This is a genomic window from Sorangium sp. So ce836 (assembly GCF_028553905.1).
GTDB classification, from domain to species: Bacteria; Myxococcota_A; Polyangia; order Polyangiales; family Polyangiaceae; genus Sorangium; species Sorangium cellulosum_D.
The window spans coordinates 3233347-3256153 of the sequence record NZ_CP102233.1 but is presented as its reverse complement, the minus strand read 5'-3'; the positions used below and the strand labels follow the sequence as shown (position 1 = coordinate 3256153).

Here is a 22807-nt window from a genome sequence, read left to right as displayed (position 1 = left end):
TTCCCTGGTCGGTCATGCAGCGTCCGATGCCCCGCGCGTCGCGACGGCGCCGGGCCTCCCCGGCGGACAACCTGCCGGCCGGCCCCCGCGCTCCCGCGCGTCGCGGGGGCGCGAGCAGCCGTCAGGGGGTGAACTTGCCGATGTAGATATCCGAGTTCCCCGCGTTGCTCAGGTAGCCGCCCCCGAGATTGGTGCCCCACTGGAAGCCGCCGCCGACGAACAGGCTCCCGGCTGCGTCCGTGTCCATGTGGATCTGCGTCGCATCGAAGGCCTTGAGCCATGTCAGGGTGTCACCCGCATCGTTGAGCTGCATGACGAACCAGCCGCCGACGTTCTCCGTGTCGGGATAACCGGGGAACCAGAGGACCCCGGTGAAGGCCCCCGCGGTAAAGACGTTCCCGTCCGCGTCCGTCGTGACGCGGTAGCCGGCCGACGTTCCGTAGCTCGTGAAGGAGTTGGCCCAGAGATAATTGCCTGCGTCGTCGTACTTGGTCACGAAGCCGTCGATGAGGTTGATGCTGCTATGCGGCCCGCCGCCGAAGTCCACCGTGCCAGAAAAGCCTCCCGTGATGATGACGTTGTCCTCTCCATCCACGGCGACGTCCTGAGCAAAGTCGTCGTACGTGTCGCCGATCGACTTGCTCCAGAGATGAGCGCCCGCGCTGCTGAGCTTCACGAGGAAGATGTCCGAGTATCCATTCGAGGCGAGCGGCCCGTCGCCGAAGTCCACCGTACCCTGCTTCTCCCCGGTGACGAGCACGTTCCCCGCCGAATCCGCGGCGACGCCGTTCCCATTCTCCGCGCTGGCGCTGCCGAAGCTCTGACTCCAGACGTGATTGCCGGAGCTGTCGAACTTTGCCACGAAGATATCCGTGCTCCCCGCGCTGACCAGCGGCGTGCCACCGAAGCTCACGGTGTCCGAGAAGTACCCCGTGATGATCACGTTCCCGGAGCTGTCGGTCGCGACGCTGCTCACGTTGTCATAGTTCCCGTTGCCGAAGCTCTGGCTCCAGACGTGATTGCCCGAGCTGTCGAACTTCGCCAGGAAGACGTCGGTCCACCCGGCGCTGGTCAGCGTCGGGCCGCCGAAGTTGATGGAGTTCGAGAACGTACCGGCGATGAGCACGTTGTCGGAGCTGTCCACCGCGATGTCCTGGATGCCGCCGGAACCGGTGCTGGAGATGCGCTGGCTCCAGACGTAGCCGCCTGCGCTGGTGACCTTCGCGACGAAGATGTCGGTGCTCCCGCCGCTCACCGGCCCGGCGCCTAGGTCGACGGTGCCGCCGAGCGTCCCCGCGAAGATCATGTTGCCCGAGCTGTCCACCCCGACACCTCTGGCGTAATCCCAGTTCGTATTGCCGAAGGCGGCGCTCCACCCGTAGTTCAGCGCGTGCTGAGAGCTCGCGACGTGCTCGTCGCCGGCGAGCGCGCCGTCGTCCGCCGGCGGCAGGCCGCACCCGGCCGTGGCGATGAGAACCGAAGCGCAGCCGACCAACACCGAAAGTCGTACCGATCTCATGGAATGTCTCCTGCGAGCCATGCCCTCTCGACGCACACGCGCGGAGAGCAGGCGATCGAGCGCCGGCATCACGGATGCCGGGCCCATGAAGCTGAGCCGTTGCCCCGCGCGGGCGCCATACAGATCTCGTGCCACCTGGCAGGCTCGAGGCGATGCAGCGATTCTGCGCGCGATACGCGCTCTGCCCTGCACGAGCGCAGCGCGATCTACCGTGACATCTCGGGCTGCATGCGTGACATGTCACATGACATGTCACGGTTCCATGTGTAAAAATCCGCGAACTCTCCATCCATCGCGGGGGCGTCGCGCAGCGAACGGGTCGAGCCAGATCGTCGGCCGATCGGTCCACTCCGTGGGACCTGCGAGCGCATTGTCGGACAACGCCATGCGCCTTCTGTGCCACCGCGCCTTTGCATTCTCAGGCCACATCGGCGGGTCGACCCCGAACCGCGCCACGCAGGGCCCCGGGCGCCTCGACGCCGGGGGCCACCGGCGTCGAGCCCCGGAGCGCCTCGAATCCCGGGGTCCTCGACCGGCATCATGTTAAGCGTCGCCGCACCATGCAGGCGCCCGACACCGACCCCCCCGCGCCCTCGGACCCGCTCCCCGACAGCGCCCCCCCGGCCGCCCCCATCGCGGAGGCCCCCGCGCCCGCCGCCCGCGGCGCCGCCGTCGCGTCCTCCCCGCCCCGCCGCTGGGCCGTCGGGCTCCTCAGCGCCCTCCACGCCCCCGTCTTCGCCTGGGCCGCGTTCTCCCTCCCCTTCCGGCCGTGGACGCTCTTCGCCGTGGCCACCGCCGCGCTCGCGCTGCTCCACGCCGCGACCGCCGCGCTCTCGCTCCTCCCCCACCCCCTCGCGCCGCGCGCCTTCCGCGCGGCGTCCTTCGCCTCGCTCGGCTACCTCGCCTTCCTGAGCTACGGGCTCCTCTCCTCGGCCGTCTACGTCGCCTCGCTGAACCGCGGCCTCGGCACCGGCATCGCCGCGGCGCTGCTCGCGGTCTGGGCGGTCGTCGCGCTCCTCACGCTGCCGTTCGCCTGCTGGGGCGTCGCCTCGACCGGCGGCCTCCGCCTGCTCCGCCCGGAGCGCCGGCCCACGCCCGCGCTCGCCGCGCTCGCCGCGCTCGCCCTCCTCGCCGCGCTCTCGCTGCTCCTCCGCCACCGCGTCGCCAAGGCCGACGTCCTGCCCGTGCCGGGCGGCGCGCCGTCGCGCACCGGGGCGGCGCTGCGCGAGGCGCTCTCGTCCTTCGACGCCCTCCCCGCGCCGCCGGCCAAGGCGCCGTCGCTCATGACCACCGCGCCGGCCGCGTGCGCCGCTCCCCCGGAGCCCGGCCGGCCCACCCTCGTCGTCACCCACCTCGCCCGCGCGGAGGCCCCCGAGCGCGCCGCCGCCGCCACCCGCTGCCTCCAGCCCGCGCCCGGCGACGACCTCGCCGCGGCGCTGCGCGGCGCGCTCGCCGACGCGCTGCGCGGCCCCCTCAAGCTCGACGTGATCTCGGCCGTGCAGCCGCTCGCCTCGCCGGGGCCGGGCCTCGTCGGCCTCTCGCTCCGCCCCGGGCTCGACGGCCTCTGCCTCGCGGAGCGGTGCCTCATGCCGTGGCAGCTCATCGCGATGGACGCCTTCAACACGAACGCGCCGCTCGCCGGCGTCCCCGACTTCCGCTTCGGCGTCGACCTCGCGGTCCTGCGCCGCGCCCTCGGCGAGCCCGAGCCGCCCGGCGGCCGCGGCCCCGGAGGCCCCGACGACGCCGCGCTGCGCAGCGGCCTCGCGCGGATCGAGACGCTGAGCTACGCCGTCGACGCCGAGGGCGCGCTCCACCTCCTGTCCCGGATCGGCGAGCCGTCGGTCCCGCTCACCGAGGCGACCGCCCAGCGGGCCGCGGCCGCGGCCCAGCGCTACATCCTCGGCGCGCAGCGGAAGGACGGCATGTTCCGCTACATCGTCGACCCGTTCACCGGGCGCGCCTCGTTCGACGGGTTCTCGATCGCGCGCCAGGCCGGCACCACCCTCGCCCTGTGCGAGCTCGGGGGCGGCGAGGGCGGCGCGCCGGTGCGGCCGGAGCTCAGGAAGGTGGTGCAGCGCTCGCTCGGGCTGCTCGCGAAGCTGGAGCGCAAGGGCGGCGAGGGCGGCGCCATCGGCGCGCTCGTCTACCCCGCGGACAGCCCCGGGATGGTCGCGAGCCTCAACCCCACGGCGCTCAGCCTCGTCGCGTTCCTCTCGTGCCGAGACGTCGTCGGCGACACGCACGACGCGCTCATCGGGCGGCTCGCCCGCATGGTGCTCGCGACGCAGCGGGACGACGGCGGCTTCGCGCCGCAGCTCGACCTCGCGCGCGTCGCGCCGATCCTGGGCCCGACGCAGCTCTACGAGGGCGGCCAGTCGGTGCTCGCGCTCACGCTGCTCGAGGCGCTCGCCGCCCGCGAGCCACGGCCCGAGCTCCCGCCCGCGGCCGAGGTGCGCGCCGCCGTCGACCGGGCCATGGACTACTACGCGAACCGCTACTGGGACCATTTCGCCAGTGATTTCGTGTACATGGAAGAGAACTGGCACTGCCTCGCGGCGCGCGCGGCGCTCGGCCGCCACCGCCGGGACGACTACGAGCGGTTCTGCCTCGATTACGTGGCGTTCAAGTCGCGGCTCGTGCTCGACGAGGACAGCGACGTGGCGCCCGATCTCGTGGGCGGGTACGGGTTCGGCAACGTGCTGCCGCCGCACAACACGTCGACGGCCGGGTTCGGCGAGGCGCTGGCCGGGGCGATGGCGGTGAAGGAGGCGCGCGGCGAGGATCTCGCGCGGGAGCGGGCGCTCATGGAGCGGGTGCTCGGGTTCCTGGTGCGGCAGCAGTGGTCGCCGGCGACGTGCTTCGCCTGCAGCCGCGACGTGGTCATCGAGGGGGGCTTCAGCGAGAGCATGGCGTCTCCCCGGATCCGCATCGACTACGTGCAGCACGCCTGGGCCGCGCTCGGCCACGGGGGTCGGATGCTGGGGCTCGTGCCGGGGCGGAGCGCGCCGGCGGCGGGGCCGCTGTGAGCGCGGGCGCCGTGAGCGGCGGCGCGCGCCCGGGCGGCGGCCCGCGGCTGGTCGAGCGCAGGGGCTACGCGTACGGCGTGACCGCGGGGCTCGTGCTCCTCATGCTCGCCCCGCTGTTCCGCCGGCCTCCGGTCGACAGCTTCCCGCTGTCGACCTACCCGATGTTCTCGTGGGGTCGCCACGACGCGCGCACCACGGTGGAGCGCGCCGTCGGCGTGGACTCCCGGGGCGAGCGGCGGCCGATCCCGCCGCGCCTCGTGGGCAGCGAGGAGGTGCTGCAGGCCAAGGCCACGCTGGCGCAGAGCATCCGCCAGGGCGCCCGCGCGGCGCGCGCCCTGTGCCGCGGCGTCGCGGCGCGCGTCGCGGAGGACGATCGCTACGCCGACGTCGTCGCGGTCGAGATCCGGACCGACACCTTCGACGCCGTGGCGTTCTTCGATGGGCACGAGACCCCGGTCGACTCGAAGCTCCACGCGACCTGCAAGGTGCGCGCGCGATGAGGCGGCTCCTCGACCGGCTCGACCGCGCCTTCTTCGCCGAGGCGCCCGCCGAGCGGCTCGCGCTCTTGCGGCTCCTCGTCGGCGCCTTCGCCCTCGTGTACCTCTGCGTCCGCGCGGTGCACCTCCAGCGGGTGGGCCACCTGCCGCCGGAGGGCTTCCGGCCGATCGGCGTGGTCTCGGTGCTGTCCGCGCCGCTCCCTCTCTGGGCGGTGCGGGGCCTGATCGGCGCGGCGATCGCGGCCGGCGCGGCCTTCGTGGCCGGCTATCGGTTCCGCGTCGCCGGCCCGCTCTTCGGCGCGCTGCTGCTCTGGGTCCTGACCTACCGGAACTCCTGGGGCATGGTGTTCCACACCGAGAACCTGCTCGTGCTCCACGTCATCGCGCTGAGCCTCGGGGCGTCGGCCGACGCGCTCTCGCTCGACGCGCGGGCCGCGCGGCGCGCGGGCGCCGCCCCGCCGGCGCCGGACGGCCGCTATGGCTGGCCGATCCGGCTGTTCTGCGCGATCACGGTGGCTTCGTACTTCATCGCGGGGGTGACCAAGCTCCGGAACAGCGGCCTCGACTGGGCGTTCAGCGACATCCTCCGCAACTACATCGCTTACGACAACGTGCGGAAGATCGCGCTCGGCGACACGCACTCCCCGCTCGGCGGCGCGCTGGTCCGCTACCGGTTCCTGTTCCCGCCGCTCGCGCTCGGGAGCCTGGCGATGGAGCTCGGCGCGCCGCTCGCCCTGTTCAGCCGGCGCATCGCGGTCGTCTTCTGCGGCGCCGCGTGGCTCTTCCACCTCGGCGTGCTGCTGACCATGGCGATCCTGTTCCCCTATCCGCTGCTCGGGATCGCGTTCGCGGGGTTCTTCGAGCTGGAGAAGATGCGCGATCTGAGGCGCCCGCGTCGCGCGCGGGCCTACGTCGAGGGCGGGAGGCCGTGAGCGGGCTTCTCGCTCAAGCGCAGCTTCTCGCTCACTGACTTCGCCCGAGCTTCAATCTCCTCGTTCCCATTCGCTCGCGCTATCGCAAGAGCCTCCGCCAGCGCCACCTTCGCGTCATCAGTTCGCCCCTGCAAATACCGTATTAAACCCAGAAAACAAAGAGATTCGCCCAGCCCCGCAGGGTCATCCGCCTCACGGCCGCGAGCCACCGCCAGTTCGTACCAGCGAGCGGCCTTTTCCAGACTGCCAGGGTGGCCTTCGAGGCGGAGCTCGACGTCGGCGAGCGCCTTTATCGTGCGCGCCTGGGCTGCGAGGTCCCCCGTCTCTTCGTATACGTGCAGCGCCTCTTCGTACTCCCGCAAGGCCCCCTCTCGGTCTCCGCTCCGGTCGCGCACGCCGGCACGTTTGAAGAGCAGCGAGGCTTCCCACGAGCGGTTTCCGAGATCGCGCGCGAGTTCCACGGCCGCGTCGTAGGTGTCGCCCGCATGCGCCAGAGCGTTCATCGATGCGTGCACATCGGCGAGGCGGGCAAGCGCTCTCAACTCGCCGAGGCGGTCGCCGAGCTCGTGGTAGAGTGGAACCGCCTCTTCATAGGCCTCTCGAGCCCGGAGCGGCTCGCTCCGGCTCAGCGAGAGCTCCCCCAGCGCCTCATGGGCAGCTGCCTCGTTCTTTCGAGATTTGTGCTCCCGGAACAACGACAGAGCGTCCTCGAACACCTGACGCGCACTCTTGAAGCTGCCTTCGATCTTCCACAGCCGTCCGAGGGAAAGGAGGACGGTGCCCCTGATCACCGGCTCCTTGGCGTCTCCAAGAGCGGCCAGCGCCTGCTCATACGCCGCCCGCGCTCCCTCGGTTTCATGGAGCTCCATCCGGGCATCACCGACGATTTTCAGCGCCGTACACTCCGAAACTCGCATCCCGAGGGCGCCAAATTGTGTCGCGGCCTCTTCGGCGAGATCCATTGCCTCATTTGCGCGCCCCATCGTAAGTGTCACCATAGCGAGGCTGCTCAGACAGAAAGCAAGGCCCGCTCGATAGCCGCATGCCACCGCCAGCGAGCGCCCTCGCTCGAGCAGCGCCGCTGCTTCGTGCAATCGATGAAGCAGGACGCGGGTGAATGCTGCGCCATGAAGAGCGTTCACGGTAGCCGTCGGGGCAGCGCCGGAACGCTCGAGCAAGTCGATTGCCGCGTCGTAGAGCGCCGCAAGCCGCTCAACGGACGCTACATCCATGTTCTCCCCATGGCTGACGTCATCTTGCGTCACTACCTCGATCAGGAGTAGCGCAGCCGCCAGCAGGTCGTCGCTCGCCCAGGCGATGTCCTCGCGCTGCTGGAGAGCTCGGAGCAGGACTCGGACGCCCGTCTCAGTATCGCCGCGATGGATCAACTCCCGCGCCTGACGGATGATCTTGGCCTGGGGTTCGGGCAGGCTGGAGAAGCGCTCGCTGCTCGTGCTCAGCGTCTGAGGAGGCGCTAGGTCCACGCCCGCTCGTACGGACGGCATCCGCTCTTCAGGGAACAGTCCCGACGGCAGCTCCGCGATACTCCCCTCGGACCGCCGATGCGCAACGACCTGCAGGAGCGCCCGCCTGAGGTTCTCCTCGTTTCGGAGCACATCGAGGAGCGGGACCACCCCTCCCCGGTCCGCGAGCCCGGCCTTGCGCAGCGCCTCATGCTCCTCGTCGCCGAGCGCCTCGTCTCGCCCGACGGCGACGAGCGCGCGGATGGCGCTCTCGACGACGCCCGTCGTGAACCGTCCCGCAATCACGCGGCCCACGGCTTCTGCCTTCGCGGCGTCGAGCCCCTCGCCCTGCGCCTCGACCTCGACCATCGCCTCGGCGGCGTCCACGAGATCGATCGGGCTAACCAGCCTGGCCGAGAGCTCGCGAACCGCATCAGCGACCTCCTCGTACGTCCCCACCGGCCGCTCATCGAGCAGCCGATCGAGGATACGGTGGAGCACCCCCATCTTCAGCGGACCGAGCCACGCCTCCGCCGGCAGGCTGACCTCCTGATCGAAGTCGTACAGCGTGAGCCCCGGCGTCATCTTGCTGCCGTCGATGACGACCGTTTGCGGATCCACCACCGGCACCGCGTCGATACGCCACCACACGAGCACCGAGCTCGGCAGGTTGATCCGGCCGGAGAGCAGGGCGTGCCGCTCCGCCCAGCGGAGCTGAATCAGCCTCAAATCCGGCTCGAGCGCGCGCAGCGCCTGCGCGAGCAGCCCCGCGAGGCGGTCGCGATGCGCGCGCGGAAGCCCGAGCGGCATCACCCACGGCCGCGGCAGATCACCGCTCTGGACGGCGAGGCGCGGGAAGTGATCGCCGGCGAACAGGCGCACGCGGCCTCCTCAGGGAGCCTGACCGGCCGCGTGCTCGCAGAGGAAGTGGAGCCCGGGCGAGAGCATGTAGCGATCCGGGCTGAGCAGCCAGTCGGGGACCAGAGCGCCGTACCGGAGCGCGCGCTCGCGGAGCTCCTGCGTCACGCCGTGCGTGTCGAGCTCGACGCCGGTGAGGAACTGGTGCGGCGCGTGCTTGAACGCCGCCGCGACGCGGCGGATCTCCTCGCCGCGCAGCCCGGCAAACCGATTCTCCGCGATCCGGAGCAGGGCCTCGCGCAGGCGATCCCCGTCATCGGGCGGGAAGTCGATCCGCTCGTAGTCGAGGTCCGCGAGCCACGAGAGATACCCCCAGGCGTTCGTGGTCCACGAGGCGAGCGTCGCCGCCAGCTTCTCGAATCCGGCTTCCTTGAGGGCCAGGCGCTTGTCGGGGCCCGCCGTGCCCATCCGCGTCTTCGCGATCCGGAGGAGCTCCTCGGGCTCCAGACCTTTCACGACGACCTCGTTCGAGTACAGCTTGCGCAGGTCCGCAGACACGAACTCGGTCCGGAGGTTCGCGACGACCACGCAGTCCCGGAAGCCGAGGATGGCCTTCGCCAGGTCGGTGACCCGACGCACGTCCTCCTCGATCTCGGCGTAACCGACCTGATCGAGGTTGTCGACGAAGAGGACCACGTGCTCCCCGGCGGCCCGGCAATCGCTGAGGAAGTCCTGCACCTTATCTCGAAGGAAATCGGCGTCGACCGCGCGCTCGTACGACTCCTCGACGGTCCGGACCCGGCCGGCGGCGCCGCTGATGCCGAACTCGACCTGCACGCTCTCGACGAGCTTCGACTTCACCGCAGCGCCGAGCTGGATGTTGCGCGACCACTGGCGAACCTCCTTGACGCTGACCTTGGTGAGCGCGGCGAAGCGCTGGAGCAGCTCCGCGCCCTTCTGCAGCGCCGAGTCGTTCGCGTTCTCCGTGGCTTCGCGGCCGAGGTCGGCGGCGATGCGCTTGAGAACGGCGTCAGGGCCGTGGCCTGTCTGGGCGCCGTCCACGATGACCCGGAGCGCGCCGGGCGACGAGATGACCGTGTCGAGCGCCTTGCGGGTCAGGATCGACTTTCCGACCCCGCGATGCCCGCGAACCAGGATCCTCGCCTGCCCCGGCCCACCCGGCTCCAGGACGCTCTTCAGCCTCTCCACCAAGTCGCTGAGGAGCTCCTCCCGGTTCGTGAACAGCGCCAGATCGACGTAGTTGTCCGGCTGGAAGCAGGCCGAGCGGGTGGGCTTGGGGCGAGGGGTCATCGCGACGCTCTCCGGACGCCTTCGTGGCTCGACAGGCTTTCGCACGTCCTCGCCGGGCGTTCAAGGTGCGCTGCACCGCCCGTCCGGCTCCGCCGGCGCGCCTCGCGCCGCTACGCGCGTTCGTCCGGCGCGTCGTCGAGCGGCTCGCACACGACGTAGATCTTCTTCCCGCTCGGATGGATCGCGAGCGTCGCGTAGCGCTCGCACGCCAGGCACGCCCGCACGTCGATCGTCTCCTCTCGCCTCGGGCAGCGCACCTCTTGTGGCTCCACGCCGCCCCCCTCGATCTCGAGCCACGCCAGCTTCTCCGGTGCATCCAGACGACAGGTCATCGTGCCCTCCTCCGGCGGCCCTCGGCCGATGAAAGGGGTTTTGCAATCGACGATCCGCGCGAGGGCGCGCCGCGGCACGGGCGCGACGAGCCGTCCGGACCGTACCCGATCTCGCCTCCTGCCGTGGATCCCGCGTGCCTCCGCCCCGCTCCTCCGACCCGCGGGTGCGCAGCCGGCGGGCCGAGCGGCTCGGTCCTCGCGCCGTGGCGCACGCCCTGCGCTGGAGGGCGCACGGCGTGCACCGGCGAGGGAGCGCTGCTCGCCGTGCCTGGGCCCTCACGCCGGCGCTCCCGATGGCGTGCCGCTTGCTGCGTTGGACACGCAGCGTTTCGGAGGGGTCACGATGGCAGCAGACTGGCTGATCGTGCTGCTGGCGGCTGCCGGCGGCGTTGGGGCGGTGGTCGTCGCGGCGAGACGCCTGCTCGCCCGGCGGCATTACCGCGCCTCGGACGTCACCCTCGTCTGCCCGCGGACCGGCACCCCGGTGCGGTGCCGGCTGATCGCCGACGGGCGCTCGGGGGAGTTCGTCGAGGTCGCGCGGTGCTCGCGGTTACCCGGCGTGCAGCCCGCGTGCGATCAGGACTGCGTGAAGCTCCTCAACCTGGGCATCCGCCTCTCGCCCATCGATCCCGCGCGCAGCGGCCCGTCGCCCGTCGATCCCGCCCGCAGCGGCCCCTCGCCCGTCGATCCCGCCCGCAGCGGCGAGCGCGCCGACCCCGGCGACCCGCCGGGCCCTCCGGCGCCCTGACGCGCACGGCATGCGCCGACGCGCAATCCGTGCATCTCCCCGCGCGCGGGCAGCCGCCTTCGCCCGCGACCCGTCATGGGCACATGGCGTGCTCTCGGCCGGTGATCATGGCTTTCCAGACCCAGACGATCACGACCCGCTCCTCTGGCAATCTGCCGATCGCGCTCCTCCTCCTCGGCAGCGGCGCCCTCCTGTGGATCCGCGTCGCGCTGCGCACCCCGGGCGCGCTGGCCCTGCTCCCCGCCACCGACGGGTGCCTGACCGTCGGGATCGTCGGCGTGCTGCTCGCCCTGCTGCACGGCATCCCGTACCGGACAACGCTCGTCTCGATCGCGGCCCCGCTCGTCCTCGTGCAGCTCGTCGTCAGCGAGCTCGCGGGGTCGTCCTTCCTCCCCGCGCTCGGGATCGAGCTCACCGCCCTCGGCCTCCTCGGTCTGCCGCTCTCCCGGCTGCCCCGCCGCCGCACCGCCCCCGCCGGAGCCGTCCGCTCGCTGCGCGAGGCGCACCCGTCGCCCTCCTGAGCCCGCAGACGACCGGCAGCGCCGCCGGAACCAGCGCTCTCTCGCGACGCGCACGCCGAGGCCGCACCGACCCCGGCGCGCAACGAGCGACTTGCATGCAGGCCCGCCTCGCCGGGGCTCGCTCGGCGATCCGCCGGCGGCCCGGGCGGCTCGGGCCCCGCCCGGGTGGGCGGGGCCCCTCGCCGCCGCGGATCAGAACTCGAACTTGTCGAACGAGTTCAGGTCCTTGAACGCCTCGACGAGGCGCGCGGCCACGCCCTTCTCGCCGAGGTGGAGCCAGCCCCGCGGGTCGATGTACTTCTTGTTGGGCTTGTCATCGCCCTCGGGGTTGCCGAGCTGCGACTTCAGGTAAGCGCCCTTGTCATCCATGTACTTCTTGATGGGCTGCGTGAAGGCCCACTGCGTGTCCGTGTCGATGTTCATCTTGATGACACCGTAGGACACCGCCTCGCGGATCTCCTCGCGCGACGAGCCGGAGCCGCCGTGGAACACGAAGTCGACCGGCTTCGCGCCCGTCTTGCGCTCCTTCTGGATCGCGTCCTGGGAGTTCTTCAGGATGGGCGGCCGGAGCTGCACGTTGCCCGGCTTGTAGACGCCGTGCGTGTTGCCGAACGACGCGGCGACCGTGAAGTTGCCGATCGGCTTCAGCGCGTCGTAGGCCGCGAGGACCTCGGCCGGCTGGGTGTACAGCTTGGCGTTGTCGATGCCGCTGTTGTCGACGCCGTCCTCCTCGCCGCCCGTGACGCCGAGCTCGATCTCGAGGGTCATCTTGATGGCGGCCATCTGCCGCAGGTACTTCTGGCAGATCTCGAGGTTCTCGTGGAGCGGCTCCTCGGAGAGGTCGAGCATGTGCGAGGAGAACAGGGGCTCTCCGTTCTTCTCGAAGAACTTCTTGCCGTGCTCGAGCATGCCGTCGATCCACGGGAGGAGCTTCTTCGCGGCGTGGTCCGTGTGCAGGACGACCGGCACGCCGTAGGCCTCGGCCAGGTTCCGCACGTAGTGGGCGCCCGCGATCGCGCCCGCGATGGCGGCCTTCTCGCCCTTGTTGTCCAGGAACTTGCCGGCGAAGAAGTGGGCGCCGCCGTTCGAGAACTGGACGATGACGGGGCTCTTGGCCTCCCGGGCCGCCTGGAGGGCGGCGACCGTGCTGTGCGAGCCGATCACGTTCACGGCCGGCAGCGCGCACTCGACGCTCTTCATGTACTCGAACAGCTCCTGAAGAGCGGAACCAGTGATCACGCCGGGCTTGAGCTTCATCTTGGACATGGCACCTTGAATCCTTGTTCCTTGCTCGGGTTGCGCTGAGCATGCAACGCGAGGGCGGAAAGCGGAAGGGTGGATCGGATCCCCAGGGCGGGCGCGTCCCGGTACCATCGCCGAAGCTCCGGGAGCAAGCGGATTCTCCCGTGCCGCAAGCCGCGGACGAGGAGCGTTGCGTCACGCGGTGACGGCGCGGGACGAAGCGGAATCGAAACCTTCCTGAGATGTCAAGCGCAACCGGCGCTCCAGGGCGCCGCCCGGGTACTTACCGAGAAAAACCGTTTAATTTCGATAGGTTACCATCGACTCAGCGGACGGCTCGCGATTGACGCCGCCGGGGAGGTGGGCCATGGCGGAAGCACGCCCATGACCATCGAATGCGCAACGATCGCGAAAAGGATTCGCACTCGGGTCGCCTGGCTCGGCCTGGTTGCGTCGCTCGTCCCCCTGGTGGCGGGTTGTGGTGATGACGAGCACAATCAACCGAGCGGCACCGGGGGCGGACAGAGCGCCGGCGGAGGCGGTCTCGGCGGCGATGGTGGCTTTGGCGGCAGCCAGGGGGGCAGCGGCGGCGTTGGCGGCGAGGGTGGCTTTGGCGGCGGCCAGGCAGGCGGCGGCGGCCGGGGCGGCGAGGGCGGCCGTGGGGGCAGCGGTGGCCTCGGCGGCGCCGGCGGCAGCGGTGGCCTCGGCGGCGACGGCGGTGCCGGAGGCAGAGGTGGTCTCGGCGGCAGCGGTGGCCTTGGCGGCAGCGGTGGTCTCGGCGGCAGCGGTGGCCTCGGCGGCGAGGGCGGCGGGGAGCCGGGCGACGCGCATCGCGTGACGTCTCCCGGCGGCGAGATCGTCGTGACGTTCGACGTCCACGGCGGAGTCCCCGTCTATTCGGTCGAGCGCGCGGGCAGGGCCATCCTCGCCGACTCCGCGCTCGGCCTCGCCCTCGGCGATCTCGGGCCGCTCGGCCGCGGCGCGCGCGTCACCGGCGCCGATCGGCGGGCCGTGGACTCGACCTGGAATCCGGTGTGGGGCGCCGCCTCCGAGGTCCGTGACCATTACAACGAGCTCACGGTTCACCTGGCGTCGAGCGCGCCGGCGATGCGCCTCGACGTCGTGTTCCGCGTCTTCGACGACGGGCTGGGCCTCCGGTACGTCATCCCCGCGCAGGAGGGCCTCGGCGAGCTCGCCGTCACCTCGGAGGACACCGAGTTTCGCTTCGCCTCGGACGGCACCGCCTGGTGGACGCGCGCGGACTTCGAGGGCGACGAGTCCCTGTACAACCGCGGCGCGCTCAGCGCGGTCGAGAACGCCAATACGCCCATGACGGTCCAGCTGGCGGAGGACCTCTACGTGGCCGTGCACGAGGCCGATCTCGACGATTACGCCGCCATGACCCTGGAGGCGCTCCCGGGCGCCCCCCACGCGTTCCGGAGCGCGCTCGTGCCGGCGCAGAGCGGCGCGGGGAGCTCCGCCGTCAAGGCGCGGATCACGCTGCCCTTCGAGACGCCGTGGCGCACCCTGACCATCGGCACCGGCGCCGGGCGCCTCCTGGAGTCGCACATGATCCTCAACCTCAACGACCCGTGCGCCATCTGCGACGGCGACCTGTCGTGGCTGCGGCCGGGCAAGTACATGGGCGTCTGGTGGGAGATCCACAAGGGCCTGTCGACCTGGGAGCCGGGCGAGCACGTCGGCGCCACGACCGAGAACACGCAGCGCTACATGGACTTCGCGGGCGAGCACGGCATCCCGTACGTCCTCGTCGAGGGCTGGAACCAGGGCTGGGACGGCAGCTGGACCGACATGGATTACACCGCGTCGAACGACCGCTTCGACCTCGAGGAGGTCGTCGCGTACGGGGCGGCGCGCGGCGTCGGGTTCGTCGCGCACATGGAGACCGGCGCCAACGTCGACGGCTTCGAGGCCCAGCTGGACGACGCGTTCGGGCTCTACGAGTCGCTCGGCATCCACGCCATCAAGACAGGATACGTCGGGAGCATCCCGGGCCATCACCACTACAGCCAGCGGATGGTGAACCATTACGCCGAGGTGGCGAGGCGGGCCGCGGATCACGAGATCATGGTCAACGCGCACGAGCCCATCAAGCCGACCGGGGAGGAGCGCACGTATCCCAACTTCATGAGCCGCGAGGGGGTGCGCGGCATGGAGTACGAGGCCTGGAGCGACGGCAACCCCGCCTCGCACACGCTGACCGTGCCCTTCACCCGCATGCTCGGGGGCCCGGTCGACTACAACCCAGGCATCTTCGACGTCCTCTGGGCGCCGGAGAAGATCCCCGAGAGCCCCTTCGCCGGGAACCCGCCCGCCCGGGTGCACACGACGCGCGCGCACCAGCTCGCCCTCTACGTCATCCTGCTCAGCGGGCTCCAGATGGTGACCGACGTCCCCGAGCACTACGAGGGGCAGCCCGAGCTCGCCTTCATCGAGCAGGTGCCGGTGACCTGGGACGAGACCCGCGTGCTGAACGCCGCGATCGGCGAGCACACGACCGTCGCGCGCCGGAGCGGGGGCGACTGGTACCTCGGGAGCGGCACGGACAGCGCCCCGCGCGCGCTCCGGATCCCGCTCGACTTCCTCGGTGAGGGCCTGTTCGTCGCCGAGACCTACACGGACGACGCCGAGGCCGACTACGACACGAACCCGACCCTTGTCGCCCGGAGCCGGTTCCTGGTCAGGCCCGCCGACACGCTCGTCGCGGCCATGGAGGCCGGCGGCGGCCAGGCGGTCCGCCTCCGCCCGGCGACCGCCGAGGACACGGCGAGCCTCGAGGACTACCGGGAGCCGCGCTACGTGGTCGAGGACGTGGCGCTGCCGGCGGTGGCCGTGGAGGGCGACGTCGTCGCGGTGACCGCCGAGGTGACCAACCTGGGCAACCTCGTCGGCGGCGACACGGTCGGCCTCATCGTGGGCGGCGCGCCGGTCGACGCGCGCTTCCTCCGGATCAACGCCGACGCGACGGCGACGGTGGTCTTCGAGATCCGGCTCTCCGGGCGCGGGCCGGTCAGCGTGGCCGTGGGCGACGCCGCGCCGGTGACCGTGACGGTGATCCCGCGGGACGAGGCGCCCCAGGCGCCGGCCGACCTGCGCGTCACGGGCGCGAGCGCCGCCTCGATCGACCTGGCCTGGGGGGCGGTGCCCGGGGCGGTCGCGTACCGCGTCTACCGGCACCTCCCCGGCGGGCTCTACGGCGACGCCCCGCACGCCGAGGTGGACGGCGCGCTCACGACGTTCACGGACGCAGGGCTGACCGCCGACCAGACCTACTTCTACATCGTCCGCGCCGTGCACGCGGACGGCGCCGAGTCGCCGGCGTCGAACGAGATCGTGCAGGCGGCGACGCCCCGCCGGGTGGCCGTCACGTTCCGCGTCTGGGCCCCGCCGGAGACGCCCGCGCTGGACACGATCTACGTGCCCGGCAACATCGACGCGCTCGGCCCGTGGAACCCGGGCCTCGTGCCGATGGCGCGCGTGGGCGGCGGGATCTGGGAAACCACGGTCGAGATCCCCGAGGGGACCGAGCTCCAGTACAAGTACGCGCGCGGCACCTGGGATCGCGTGGAGTGGTGGGGGAGCATCACCGGGGTCAGGAACCGCGCCGTGTCGATCCCGCTCGGCGGCGGCCCCCAGGTCGTCGACAACACCTCCACGGCGTGGGACGACGGCGCGCTCCCCGACATCGACAAGGGGGTCCGCTCCTGGCGGGATCCGCTCGTGTCCGGCACGGCGCCCGCGGACGGCGACGTCGTCGCGGCGGCGCCCGCGATCGAGGTCGGCTTCTCGGGCGACGTCGATCCGCAGGGCGCGGGCGGCTACGAGGGCTCGGTGCAGGTGGCGCGCGACGGCGAGCCGGTCGCGGGCGCCGTGGTCGAGGCCGCGCCGGGCCGCCTGGTCTTCACGCCGGCCGAGCCGCTCGCGCCGGGCGCCTACGAGGTGGTGGTCTCCGACGTGAGGAGCGCGCTCGGCGCGGACGGCGTGCCGATGCAGGCGCCGTACGCCTTCGGCTTCACGGTAGAATGACCCCCGCGGCGAGCCCGCCCTCGCCGCGCCGCCCTCCGGAGATCCGCATGCAGGCCCCTTCCGCGTCGCCCGAAGAGATCCTCGCCTCCCTGGGGGAGGCCGCGCAGAGCCTGCTCTTCCCCAGCGAGTCCGATCACCCGCTGGAGCCGTTCCTGTCGCGCGGGGACGCGTCGACGCCGGCCGCGCTCCGCGCGGCCGAGGGCCTCGCCGCCGAGGCGCCGGTCGAGGTCACGACCCTCGACGACTTCTTCGCGCCCGTCCTCGATCCCCCCGCCGAGGCCGGCGACGCGGCGCAGGCCGACGCCGGGCGGTACCAGGAGCTCGCGGAGCTCCTCGAGCGCCACCTGACCGATCTCCGCGTCTACCGCGTGGGGCGCGTGGACATCGACGCCTACGTCGTCGGCCGCCACCCGTCGGGCGCGTGGCTCGGGCTGAAGACCAGGGTCGTCGAGACCTGATCGCGCCGCTCAGCGGCCGCCTACGGGCCCGTCGTCGGTGCGCGCCTCGAGCGCGCGCTGCACCGCCTCGGGCAGGGCGGTCAGGAAATCGTAGCCCGCGCGCCGCTCGATCTCGTCCACCGTCGTGCGGTACTGCCCCCAGCCCTGCTCCAGGATCCCCGCCTCGTTCGGCATCACCGCCGCGATGACGCGCGTCGCCGGCCCGATGTCGTCCGGCCCCTGCCCCGGCTCGAGGACCACGGCGACCTTGAAGAACGCGTCCGGCACGGCGACGCCCTTGCCGATGGTGGCCGGGCGCGCGCGCCCCTCGAAGAGGCCGCCGGCGATCAGGAACAGCACCCGCCGCTGCTTCTGCGCGAGCTCCTGGCACGCCTCCTCGAGCCGGAGCCACGGGCCGGCGTTGAGGTCGTGCCGCTGCGGCAGGATGTTCGTGAGGAGGAACGTCGCCTTGTTGTCGTCGGGGGTCCGCGTCCGCTCCTCGGAGCGGACCATGTGGCCGCGATCGAAGCCGGAGCCGGTGTAGTCGTCGTGCTGCACCCGGTACCAGCCGTCCGGCAGCGCCGCGTCGGCGAGGAACTTGCCCCGGTAGCGGGGCGCGTCGCCGAACGACGCCGCGTCGAGCCGCCAGCTGACCCAGTTCGCCACGTTCCTGGAGCGGTTGTAGGAGAGGGCGTACTGGGGCTTGATCATCAGGTGATCGTCGGACGCCTCCGCCCGGGCGGCCTGCGCCCCGGTGCGGACCGGCACGCCGAGCTCGAGGTGGACGCTCTGCGCCGGCGGCCGCGGCGAGGGCGCGCCCTTCGTCGGGGCGCCCTTCGGCGGCGAGGGGCTGCTGGAGCGGCCGGACGACGGAGACGGCTTGGAGGGCCGGTCCTCGCCGCCGCCCAGGCCGAGCTCCTCGAGCACGCGCTCCAGGCCGCACTTGACCCCCGCCGCGCTGAGCCCGGCGACGACGAGCGCGACAAGCGCTCGCGAGCCCCAGGACTTCCGTTGTCGCTTCCTGTTCGAGCCCACGTCGACGCTCGCAGCGTTCTACGGCAGCGAGGGCGCCAGCGTCCAGCGCGGCGAGCGCGGCGCGGCGCGCCGACCGCGAGGAGCGCGCGACGGAGGCGGCGCGTTTCGCTTGAGCATGCCGCCGCGACTCTCCATGGTTTCTGGAGCGCCGATGGAGGAGCCGGAGGACAGGGAGCTGCGACGCCGGAGCCCGACCGGCGCCGCGGCCGCCGCAGCGCCGCGCGCCTCCCGCTCGGCGGATCGCCGCCCGTCGCGCGGCCGGCGCCGGGCCATCGCCGCGTCCGCGGCGGCCGGCGCGCTCCTGACGCTGATGGAAGGCGAGTCGACGGCAGAGCCCGCGCAGGGGCAGCCCCGCGCCGCCGCGGCGCAGACCGCGCAGGTCACCATGCCGTCGCCGCTCGGCCCCACGGACCCGCCCTACCCGCCCGGCGGCGTCGGCGATGCGACCGTGGTGCTCCGCATCACGGTGCGCGCCGACGGGACGGTGGGCGCGGTCGAGGCGGAGGGCGCGGAGCCGTTCGCGAGCGCGGCCGCGCGCGCGGCGCCGTCGTGGCGGTTCGAGCCCGCGCGCCGCGACGGGCAGCCCATCGGCGCGCGCATCCTGTTCCGCGTGACGTTCCGCGACCCTCGCCCCGCCGCGCCCACCGCGCCCGCTGCGCCCGCCGCATCTCCGCCGGCCGCCGCGGGGCCGCTGCCGCCCCTGGCGAGCCCCGCGCCGGCGCGGCCCCCGCCGCCCCCGCCGCCGCAAGCCATCGACGTCGTGGTCGTGGGCGAGCGCGCGGCGCCGATGACGACCTCGATGACCCGCGAGGAGGTGCGCCAGATGCCGGGCGCGTTCGGCGACCCGTTCCGCGCGGTCGAGGCGATGCCCGGGGTGACGCCCATCGCCTCCGGCGTGCCGTACTTCTTCGTGCGCGGCGCGCCGCCCGGCAACGTCGGCTACTTCGTCGACGGCGTGCGCGTCCCGCTGCTCTACCACGTGGCGCTCGGCCCCAGCGTGATCCACCCGGCGCTCGTCGAGCGGGTCGATCTCTACCCCGGCGGCTTCCCGGCGCGCTTCGGGCGCTACACGGGCGGCGTCATCGCCGGCGAGACGAGGGAGCCGTCGCGCCTCTTCCACGGCGAGGCCAACGTCCGGCTGTTCGACGCCGGCGTCCTCGTCGAGGCCCCCTGGGCCGACGGCCGCGGCACCGCGCTCGTGGGCGGCCGCTACGCCTACCCGGGCGCGCTCCTCTCGCTCTTCTCGCCCGGCGTGGAGCTCGGGTACTGGGACTACCAGGCGCGCGCCACCTACGATTTCTCGCCGTACGACCGGGTCGGGCTCTTCGCCTTCGGGTCGCACGACTACCTCGCCGAGATCGAGGACGACGGGGAGACCGACGTGGTCCTCGCCGGCGACTTCCACCGGCTCGACCTGCGCTACGACCGGTTCTTCCGCCGGGGCGGCCGCCTGCGGCACGCCGTCACGCTCGGCTACGAGCAGAGCTCGAACCAGGACGGGGAGCGGGCCGGGAGCGCGCGCCTCCTCGGCGCGCGCGTGGAGCTGTCCGCGCCCGCGTCGGACCTGCTCACCGTGCGCGCCGGCGCCGACGCGCAGCTGGAGCGGTTCGACATCGACATCCGCGAGAACGACGGGGATTTCCCGAGCCGGAACGACCGGGCGCTCGCGCGCCTGTTCACGACCCGGGAGGACTTCGCCGCCGGGCTCTGGGCCGACGTCGTCGTGCGCCCCGCGCCCGCGCTCGAGATCGTGCCGGGCGTGCGCGGCGACCTCTTCTCCTCGGGCGGCGAGACCGCGGCGACGGTGGATCCGCGCCTCGCCACGCGGCTGCAGGCGACGCGGAGCCTCGCCCTGCTGAGCGCCTTCGGCGTGACCCACCAGCCGCCGAGCTTCCTCGGCGCCGTGCCGGGCCTGCAGATCGGCGGCCTGCGAGGCGGCGTGCAGACCGGGCTGCTCGCGAGCGCCGGCGTCGAGCTCCGGCTCCCCGAGGGGATCAAGGCGACGATCACCGCGTTCCGGAGCGGGTTCTTCGACCTCAGCGACGCCCTCGGCAACCGGCTGCACGGCACCGACATCGGCCTCGCGCAGCGGGCGGAGCTGCGCGGCACCGGCAGCACCCATGGCCTGGAGATCCACGCGCATCGCAGCCTGTCGAAGCGGGTCGGAGGGTTCGTGTCGTATACGCTCTCGCGCTCGGTCCGCCACGTCGGCCGCGAGACGTTCGACTCGGCCTTCGACCGCCGGCACGTGCTCAACGCGGCCGCCGCGGTCGATCTGGGCCTCGGCTGGAAGCTCGGGGGCCGGGCGGTGTTCTACAGCGGCCTTCCGATGACGATCGATTACGATCTCTGGGGGAACGACGCCCTGAACGGGCAGCGACCCGATGACGGCAAGGACCGCCCCGACACCGAGGAAGACATCCGCCGGCGCGAGCGGCTGCGCGCGCAGATCGCTCGGTACGTACGAGGGCTGGGCCTGCCCGAGCGGCTGCCGGCGTTCTTCCGGCTGGATCTGCGGCTGGAGAAGCGGTGGGTGCTCAGGGAGGGACGAACCATCTCGCTCACGGTCGAGGCGCTCAACGCGACGGCCGGCAAAGAGACGCTGCAATACGAGTGCTCGATCCTGCGCGGCTGCGAGCCGGAGGAGCTCGGGCCCATCGTCATCCCGAGCCTCGGCGTCGAAGCGAGCTTCTGAGCGGCATCGACCTTGCCACACTCCGCGGGCGCGCGCCTGCGCGCCGCGCCCCCGCAAAGCGCGCCCGCGTTGGGGTCGAGGATCCCCGGAAACGCCCGTTCGGGCTGGTCACCGATGCGCGAGCCGACGGAGTGCAGTACGGCCGCGAAAATCGCACACCAGCGCATCACCCCGGAATCACGCGGTGACGGCGGCGCCTGGCCATGACGGATGACAAAGAACCTTGAAGCATAGCAGTAAAATTATCACCAGCACGGCAGCCGAAACGGGATGTGGGCGCCGGCATCTGCAGGGAATCGTTCATCCGCGTCATCCGCGGACGCAAATCATTGCGTCACAACGCAACTATTCGTGCGGCGTCTGCGCCGCGTCCGCGGGACGGCCGGGTCCAGCGGTCCACACGGACATCGCCCCCGAGACGAAACTCATTAAGAAATGCCGTTCGAGAGCGGCGCGAGCAGGGGTCGTGAGCTATCTTGGTGGATCAGACGCTTTCTGGTCCAGTGTTTGCGAGCCTTGCGAGGTGGTGTTGGAGCTGAGAGACCACGGAGTATCGCACCGCGAGAGACGTTGCCTCACCTCCCATCACCTACCGCAACCATGAGGGTCAAGTGATGAATTTGTATTCCCGCACACTCAGCACGGTTCTCTTCTCGGCGGCGCTCGCGGCCACCTCTCTCCCCGCGAGCAAGGCCGAGGCGTCGTCGTCGAGCCATCACACCAAGGTCGAGCGTCTGGTGTTCCCGGTGACCCTCTCCGACGGCAACACATACGAGGTCGTGGGCTACCTCTACTATCGCGACCACTACAAGTATCGGCCGCTTCAGGTGCTCGTCCACGGGCTCACCTACACGCATAAGTACTGGGACATCCCGTCGATCCGCGGACGCGACTATTCCTATGCCCGGCACATGGCGAAGGAGGGATACGCCGTCCTCGCGCTCGACATGCTCGGGGCCGGGGAGAGCAGCCGGCCGGACGGCGACTTCCTCGACCTGGAAGAGACGGCCGAGAGCGTGCATCAGGTCCTCACCGAGATGCGCACCCGCGGCGGGGTCTTCAAGACGCCCTTCACGCGCATCGCGCTCGTCGGCCACTCGAACGGCGCCATCATCAGCACGTTCGTCCAGAGCAAGTACAACGACGCGGACGTCCTCGTGAACACCGGCTTTGCGTTCACGCCGCACCCGATCCCCGTCCCTCCGGAGGCGATCTCCGCGCTGCTGCAGACGCCCTATATCGCGATCCCGCCGGAGATCCGCACCGACATCTTCTACGACGCGGCGAACGCGGATCCCGCGCTGATCGCCTTCGACAACGCCACCATCGCCGACACGTACACGCGCGGGCAGTTCCTGAGCCTCCTCGCCGTCTCCGAGGACCCCTCGCTCGCCGGCATCCAGGGCGTGACGAGCCCGGTGCTCATCCAGTTCGGGGAGACGGACGAGCTGCAGCCGGCGTCCTATGTGAACTCCGACGCGGCGCTCTACACGAGCGCCGCGCGGGTCACGAAGGCGATCGTCCCCGACACGGGCCACATCCTCAACGGCCACCGCGGCACGCCGATCGGCTGGGAGCAGATCGACTGCTGGATTCACCACAACATGGGCTGGTAGCGCTCGAGGCGAGCCCGAGCCCATCGCGCGCTGCCGGCGCTGCGCGGCGCTGAGCGCACGCGCCTCAGCGCGGCGCGTCACCCTCCCTTCATCTGCCCGAGAGCGGCCCCCTCCGCGGCTCGGCGCTCGCGAGGCGCGCCGCCGCCCGCGGCGCCTTGCCGGCTTGGCGGCCGCCGCCGGGGCTCTATGCTGCCCCCCATGCGCGAACAGCTCGCCAAGACGCTCGGGGAGGTCTTCTGGACCGATCTCCGCGCCCACGTGGCCCGCGACGGGATCATCCTCGTCGCGGCCGATCTCGACCTCCTCGACGTCGGCGAGGCCGTCGCCGCGAACGACGCCGCCAAGGTCCAGGCCTGGATCGCGGCCGGCAAGCTGACCAAGCCCACGGCCGAAGATCTCACGCGCTGGCCGCTCCAGCTCGACCTGCGGTTCCTGTCGCTCGTGGTCGCGCCGTTCGTGCTGGTGCGCCGGCCGGCCTCTCCGCCGCCGTCCTGAGGCGCCCGGGCGACGCCCCTCGCGGCGATCGGG

The 22807-nt window shown here is 71.9% G+C and carries 17 protein-coding genes; 10 read left to right on the top strand and 7 right to left on the bottom strand.

Annotated elements, in window-relative coordinates; all coding sequences use genetic code 11:
• Window positions 1-121: 121 nt before the first annotated feature.
• Window positions 122-1519 carry a hypothetical protein gene (locus NQZ70_RS11840; protein WP_129574320.1) on the bottom strand — a complete coding sequence of 466 codons (1398 nt, stop codon included), beginning with the start codon at window positions 1517-1519 and terminating at the stop codon, window positions 122-124.
• Window positions 1520-2079: 560 nt separating this feature from the next.
• Between NQZ70_RS11840 and NQZ70_RS11835 the strand changes: the two genes are divergently transcribed.
• The 3 genes from NQZ70_RS11835 to NQZ70_RS11825 are packed head-to-tail and all read left to right on the top strand — an operon-like array spanning window position 2080 to window position 5974.
• Entirely contained in the window at window positions 2080-4545 is a 2466-nt protein-coding gene (locus NQZ70_RS11835) for a hypothetical protein (protein ID WP_272828238.1), read from the top strand.
• Window positions 4542-5045, top strand: a complete 504-nt coding sequence (locus tag NQZ70_RS11830) for a hypothetical protein (RefSeq protein WP_237245241.1) — start codon at window positions 4542-4544, stop codon at window positions 5043-5045. Before NQZ70_RS11835 ends, NQZ70_RS11830 begins: the two co-directional genes overlap by 4 nt.
• Window positions 5042-5974 carry an HTTM domain-containing protein gene (locus tag NQZ70_RS11825; protein WP_129574318.1) on the top strand — a complete coding sequence of 311 codons (933 nt, stop codon included), beginning with the start codon at window positions 5042-5044 and terminating at the stop codon, window positions 5972-5974. The genes NQZ70_RS11830 and NQZ70_RS11825 overlap by 4 nt, the downstream gene beginning before the upstream one ends.
• Here the strand turns inward: NQZ70_RS11825 and NQZ70_RS11820 are convergent.
• The 3 genes from NQZ70_RS11820 to NQZ70_RS11810 all read right to left on the bottom strand — a co-directional run bounded on the left by NQZ70_RS11820 (window position 5950) and on the right by NQZ70_RS11810 (window position 9938).
• A complete protein-coding gene (locus NQZ70_RS11820) occupies window positions 5950-8319 on the bottom strand; it encodes a hypothetical protein (protein WP_129574317.1) in 2370 nt (789 codons plus the stop codon). The genes NQZ70_RS11825 and NQZ70_RS11820 overlap by 25 nt on opposite strands.
• Before the next feature lie 9 nt (window positions 8320-8328).
• Window positions 8329-9606, bottom strand: coding sequence for an AAA family ATPase (locus NQZ70_RS11815; protein ID WP_129574316.1), 1278 nt, complete (start codon window positions 9604-9606; stop codon window positions 8329-8331).
• A 110-nt stretch (window positions 9607-9716) separates the two neighbouring features.
• Complete coding sequence (locus tag NQZ70_RS11810; RefSeq protein ID WP_129574315.1) at window positions 9717-9938, bottom strand: hypothetical protein; 222 nt, start codon at window positions 9936-9938, stop codon at window positions 9717-9719.
• 343 nt (window positions 9939-10281) lie between these two features.
• Here NQZ70_RS11810 and NQZ70_RS11805 point away from each other — a divergent pair, with 343 nt between their 5' ends.
• On the top strand, window positions 10282-10686 hold the full coding sequence (locus NQZ70_RS11805) for a hypothetical protein (protein ID WP_129574314.1): 405 nt from the start codon (window positions 10282-10284) through the stop codon (window positions 10684-10686).
• A gap of 107 nt (window positions 10687-10793) precedes the next feature.
• On the top strand, window positions 10794-11207 hold the full coding sequence (locus NQZ70_RS11800) for a hypothetical protein (RefSeq protein ID WP_237245240.1): 414 nt from the start codon (window positions 10794-10796) through the stop codon (window positions 11205-11207).
• A 192-nt stretch (window positions 11208-11399) separates the two neighbouring features.
• On the opposite strand, the gene fbaA is transcribed toward NQZ70_RS11800, so the two are convergent.
• Together fbaA and NQZ70_RS11790 are read right to left on the bottom strand one after the other, a co-directional pair.
• Entirely contained in the window at window positions 11400-12473 is a 1074-nt protein-coding gene (gene fbaA / locus NQZ70_RS11795; protein ID WP_129574312.1) for a class II fructose-bisphosphate aldolase, read from the bottom strand.
• Between the two features lie 276 nt (window positions 12474-12749).
• Window positions 12750-13328 (bottom strand): hypothetical protein, encoded by a 579-nt coding sequence (locus NQZ70_RS11790; protein ID WP_165373914.1) that lies wholly within the window; start codon window positions 13326-13328, stop codon window positions 12750-12752.
• On the opposite strand from NQZ70_RS11790, the gene NQZ70_RS11785 reads away from it, so the two are divergent.
• Both NQZ70_RS11785 and NQZ70_RS11780 read left to right on the top strand, forming a co-directional pair.
• Window positions 13284-16496: a glycoside hydrolase family 97 catalytic domain-containing protein gene (locus NQZ70_RS11785; RefSeq protein ID WP_165373913.1), complete on the top strand. Its 3213-nt coding sequence runs from the start codon at window positions 13284-13286 to the stop codon at window positions 16494-16496. The genes NQZ70_RS11790 and NQZ70_RS11785 overlap by 45 nt on opposite strands.
• Before the next feature lie 47 nt (window positions 16497-16543).
• Window positions 16544-16954 (top strand): nuclease A inhibitor family protein, encoded by a 411-nt coding sequence (locus NQZ70_RS11780; RefSeq protein WP_129574310.1) that lies wholly within the window; start codon window positions 16544-16546, stop codon window positions 16952-16954.
• Between the two features lie 9 nt (window positions 16955-16963).
• On the opposite strand, the gene NQZ70_RS11775 is transcribed toward NQZ70_RS11780, so the two are convergent.
• On the bottom strand, window positions 16964-17968 hold the full coding sequence (locus tag NQZ70_RS11775; protein WP_129574309.1) for a DNA/RNA non-specific endonuclease: 1005 nt from the start codon (window positions 17966-17968) through the stop codon (window positions 16964-16966).
• A 151-nt stretch (window positions 17969-18119) separates the two neighbouring features.
• Here NQZ70_RS11775 and NQZ70_RS11770 point away from each other — a divergent pair, with 151 nt between their 5' ends.
• From NQZ70_RS11770 to NQZ70_RS11760, 3 genes are all read left to right on the top strand, one after another.
• On the top strand, window positions 18120-20663 hold the full coding sequence (locus NQZ70_RS11770; protein ID WP_129574308.1) for a TonB-dependent receptor plug domain-containing protein: 2544 nt from the start codon (window positions 18120-18122) through the stop codon (window positions 20661-20663).
• Window positions 20664-21277: 614 nt separating this feature from the next.
• Window positions 21278-22279, top strand: coding sequence for an alpha/beta hydrolase (locus NQZ70_RS11765; RefSeq protein ID WP_129574307.1), 1002 nt, complete (start codon window positions 21278-21280; stop codon window positions 22277-22279).
• Between the two features lie 198 nt (window positions 22280-22477).
• Window positions 22478-22774 carry a DUF2288 domain-containing protein gene (locus tag NQZ70_RS11760; RefSeq protein ID WP_129574306.1) on the top strand — a complete coding sequence of 99 codons (297 nt, stop codon included), beginning with the start codon at window positions 22478-22480 and terminating at the stop codon, window positions 22772-22774.
• Window positions 22775-22807 lie beyond the last annotated feature (33 nt).

What these genes read in the sequence shown, in the direction of transcription:
- NQZ70_RS11800 (WP_237245240.1), top strand. Translation starts at nt 10,794, where the DNA reads ATGGCTTTCCAGACCCAGACGATCACGACCCGCTCCTCTGGCAATCTG.
- NQZ70_RS11760 (WP_129574306.1), top strand. Translation starts at nt 22,478, where the DNA reads ATGCGCGAACAGCTCGCCAAGACGCTCGGGGAGGTCTTCTGGACCGAT.
- NQZ70_RS11815 (WP_129574316.1), bottom strand. Translation starts at nt 9,606, where the DNA reads ATGACCCCTCGCCCCAAGCCCACCCGCTCGGCCTGCTTCCAGCCGGAC.
- NQZ70_RS11810 (WP_129574315.1), bottom strand. Translation starts at nt 9,938, where the DNA reads ATGACCTGTCGTCTGGATGCACCGGAGAAGCTGGCGTGGCTCGAGATC.
- NQZ70_RS11825 (WP_129574318.1), top strand. Translation starts at nt 5,042, where the DNA reads ATGAGGCGGCTCCTCGACCGGCTCGACCGCGCCTTCTTCGCCGAGGCG.
- NQZ70_RS11770 (WP_129574308.1), top strand. Translation starts at nt 18,120, where the DNA reads ATGGAGGAGCCGGAGGACAGGGAGCTGCGACGCCGGAGCCCGACCGGC.
- NQZ70_RS11805 (WP_129574314.1), top strand. Translation starts at nt 10,282, where the DNA reads ATGGCAGCAGACTGGCTGATCGTGCTGCTGGCGGCTGCCGGCGGCGTT.
- NQZ70_RS11780 (WP_129574310.1), top strand. Translation starts at nt 16,544, where the DNA reads ATGCAGGCCCCTTCCGCGTCGCCCGAAGAGATCCTCGCCTCCCTGGGG.
- NQZ70_RS11765 (WP_129574307.1), top strand. Translation starts at nt 21,278, where the DNA reads ATGAATTTGTATTCCCGCACACTCAGCACGGTTCTCTTCTCGGCGGCG.
- fbaA (WP_129574312.1), bottom strand. Translation starts at nt 12,473, where the DNA reads ATGTCCAAGATGAAGCTCAAGCCCGGCGTGATCACTGGTTCCGCTCTT.
- NQZ70_RS11835 (WP_272828238.1), top strand. Translation starts at nt 2,080, where the DNA reads ATGCAGGCGCCCGACACCGACCCCCCCGCGCCCTCGGACCCGCTCCCC.
- NQZ70_RS11840 (WP_129574320.1), bottom strand. Translation starts at nt 1,519, where the DNA reads ATGAGATCGGTACGACTTTCGGTGTTGGTCGGCTGCGCTTCGGTTCTC.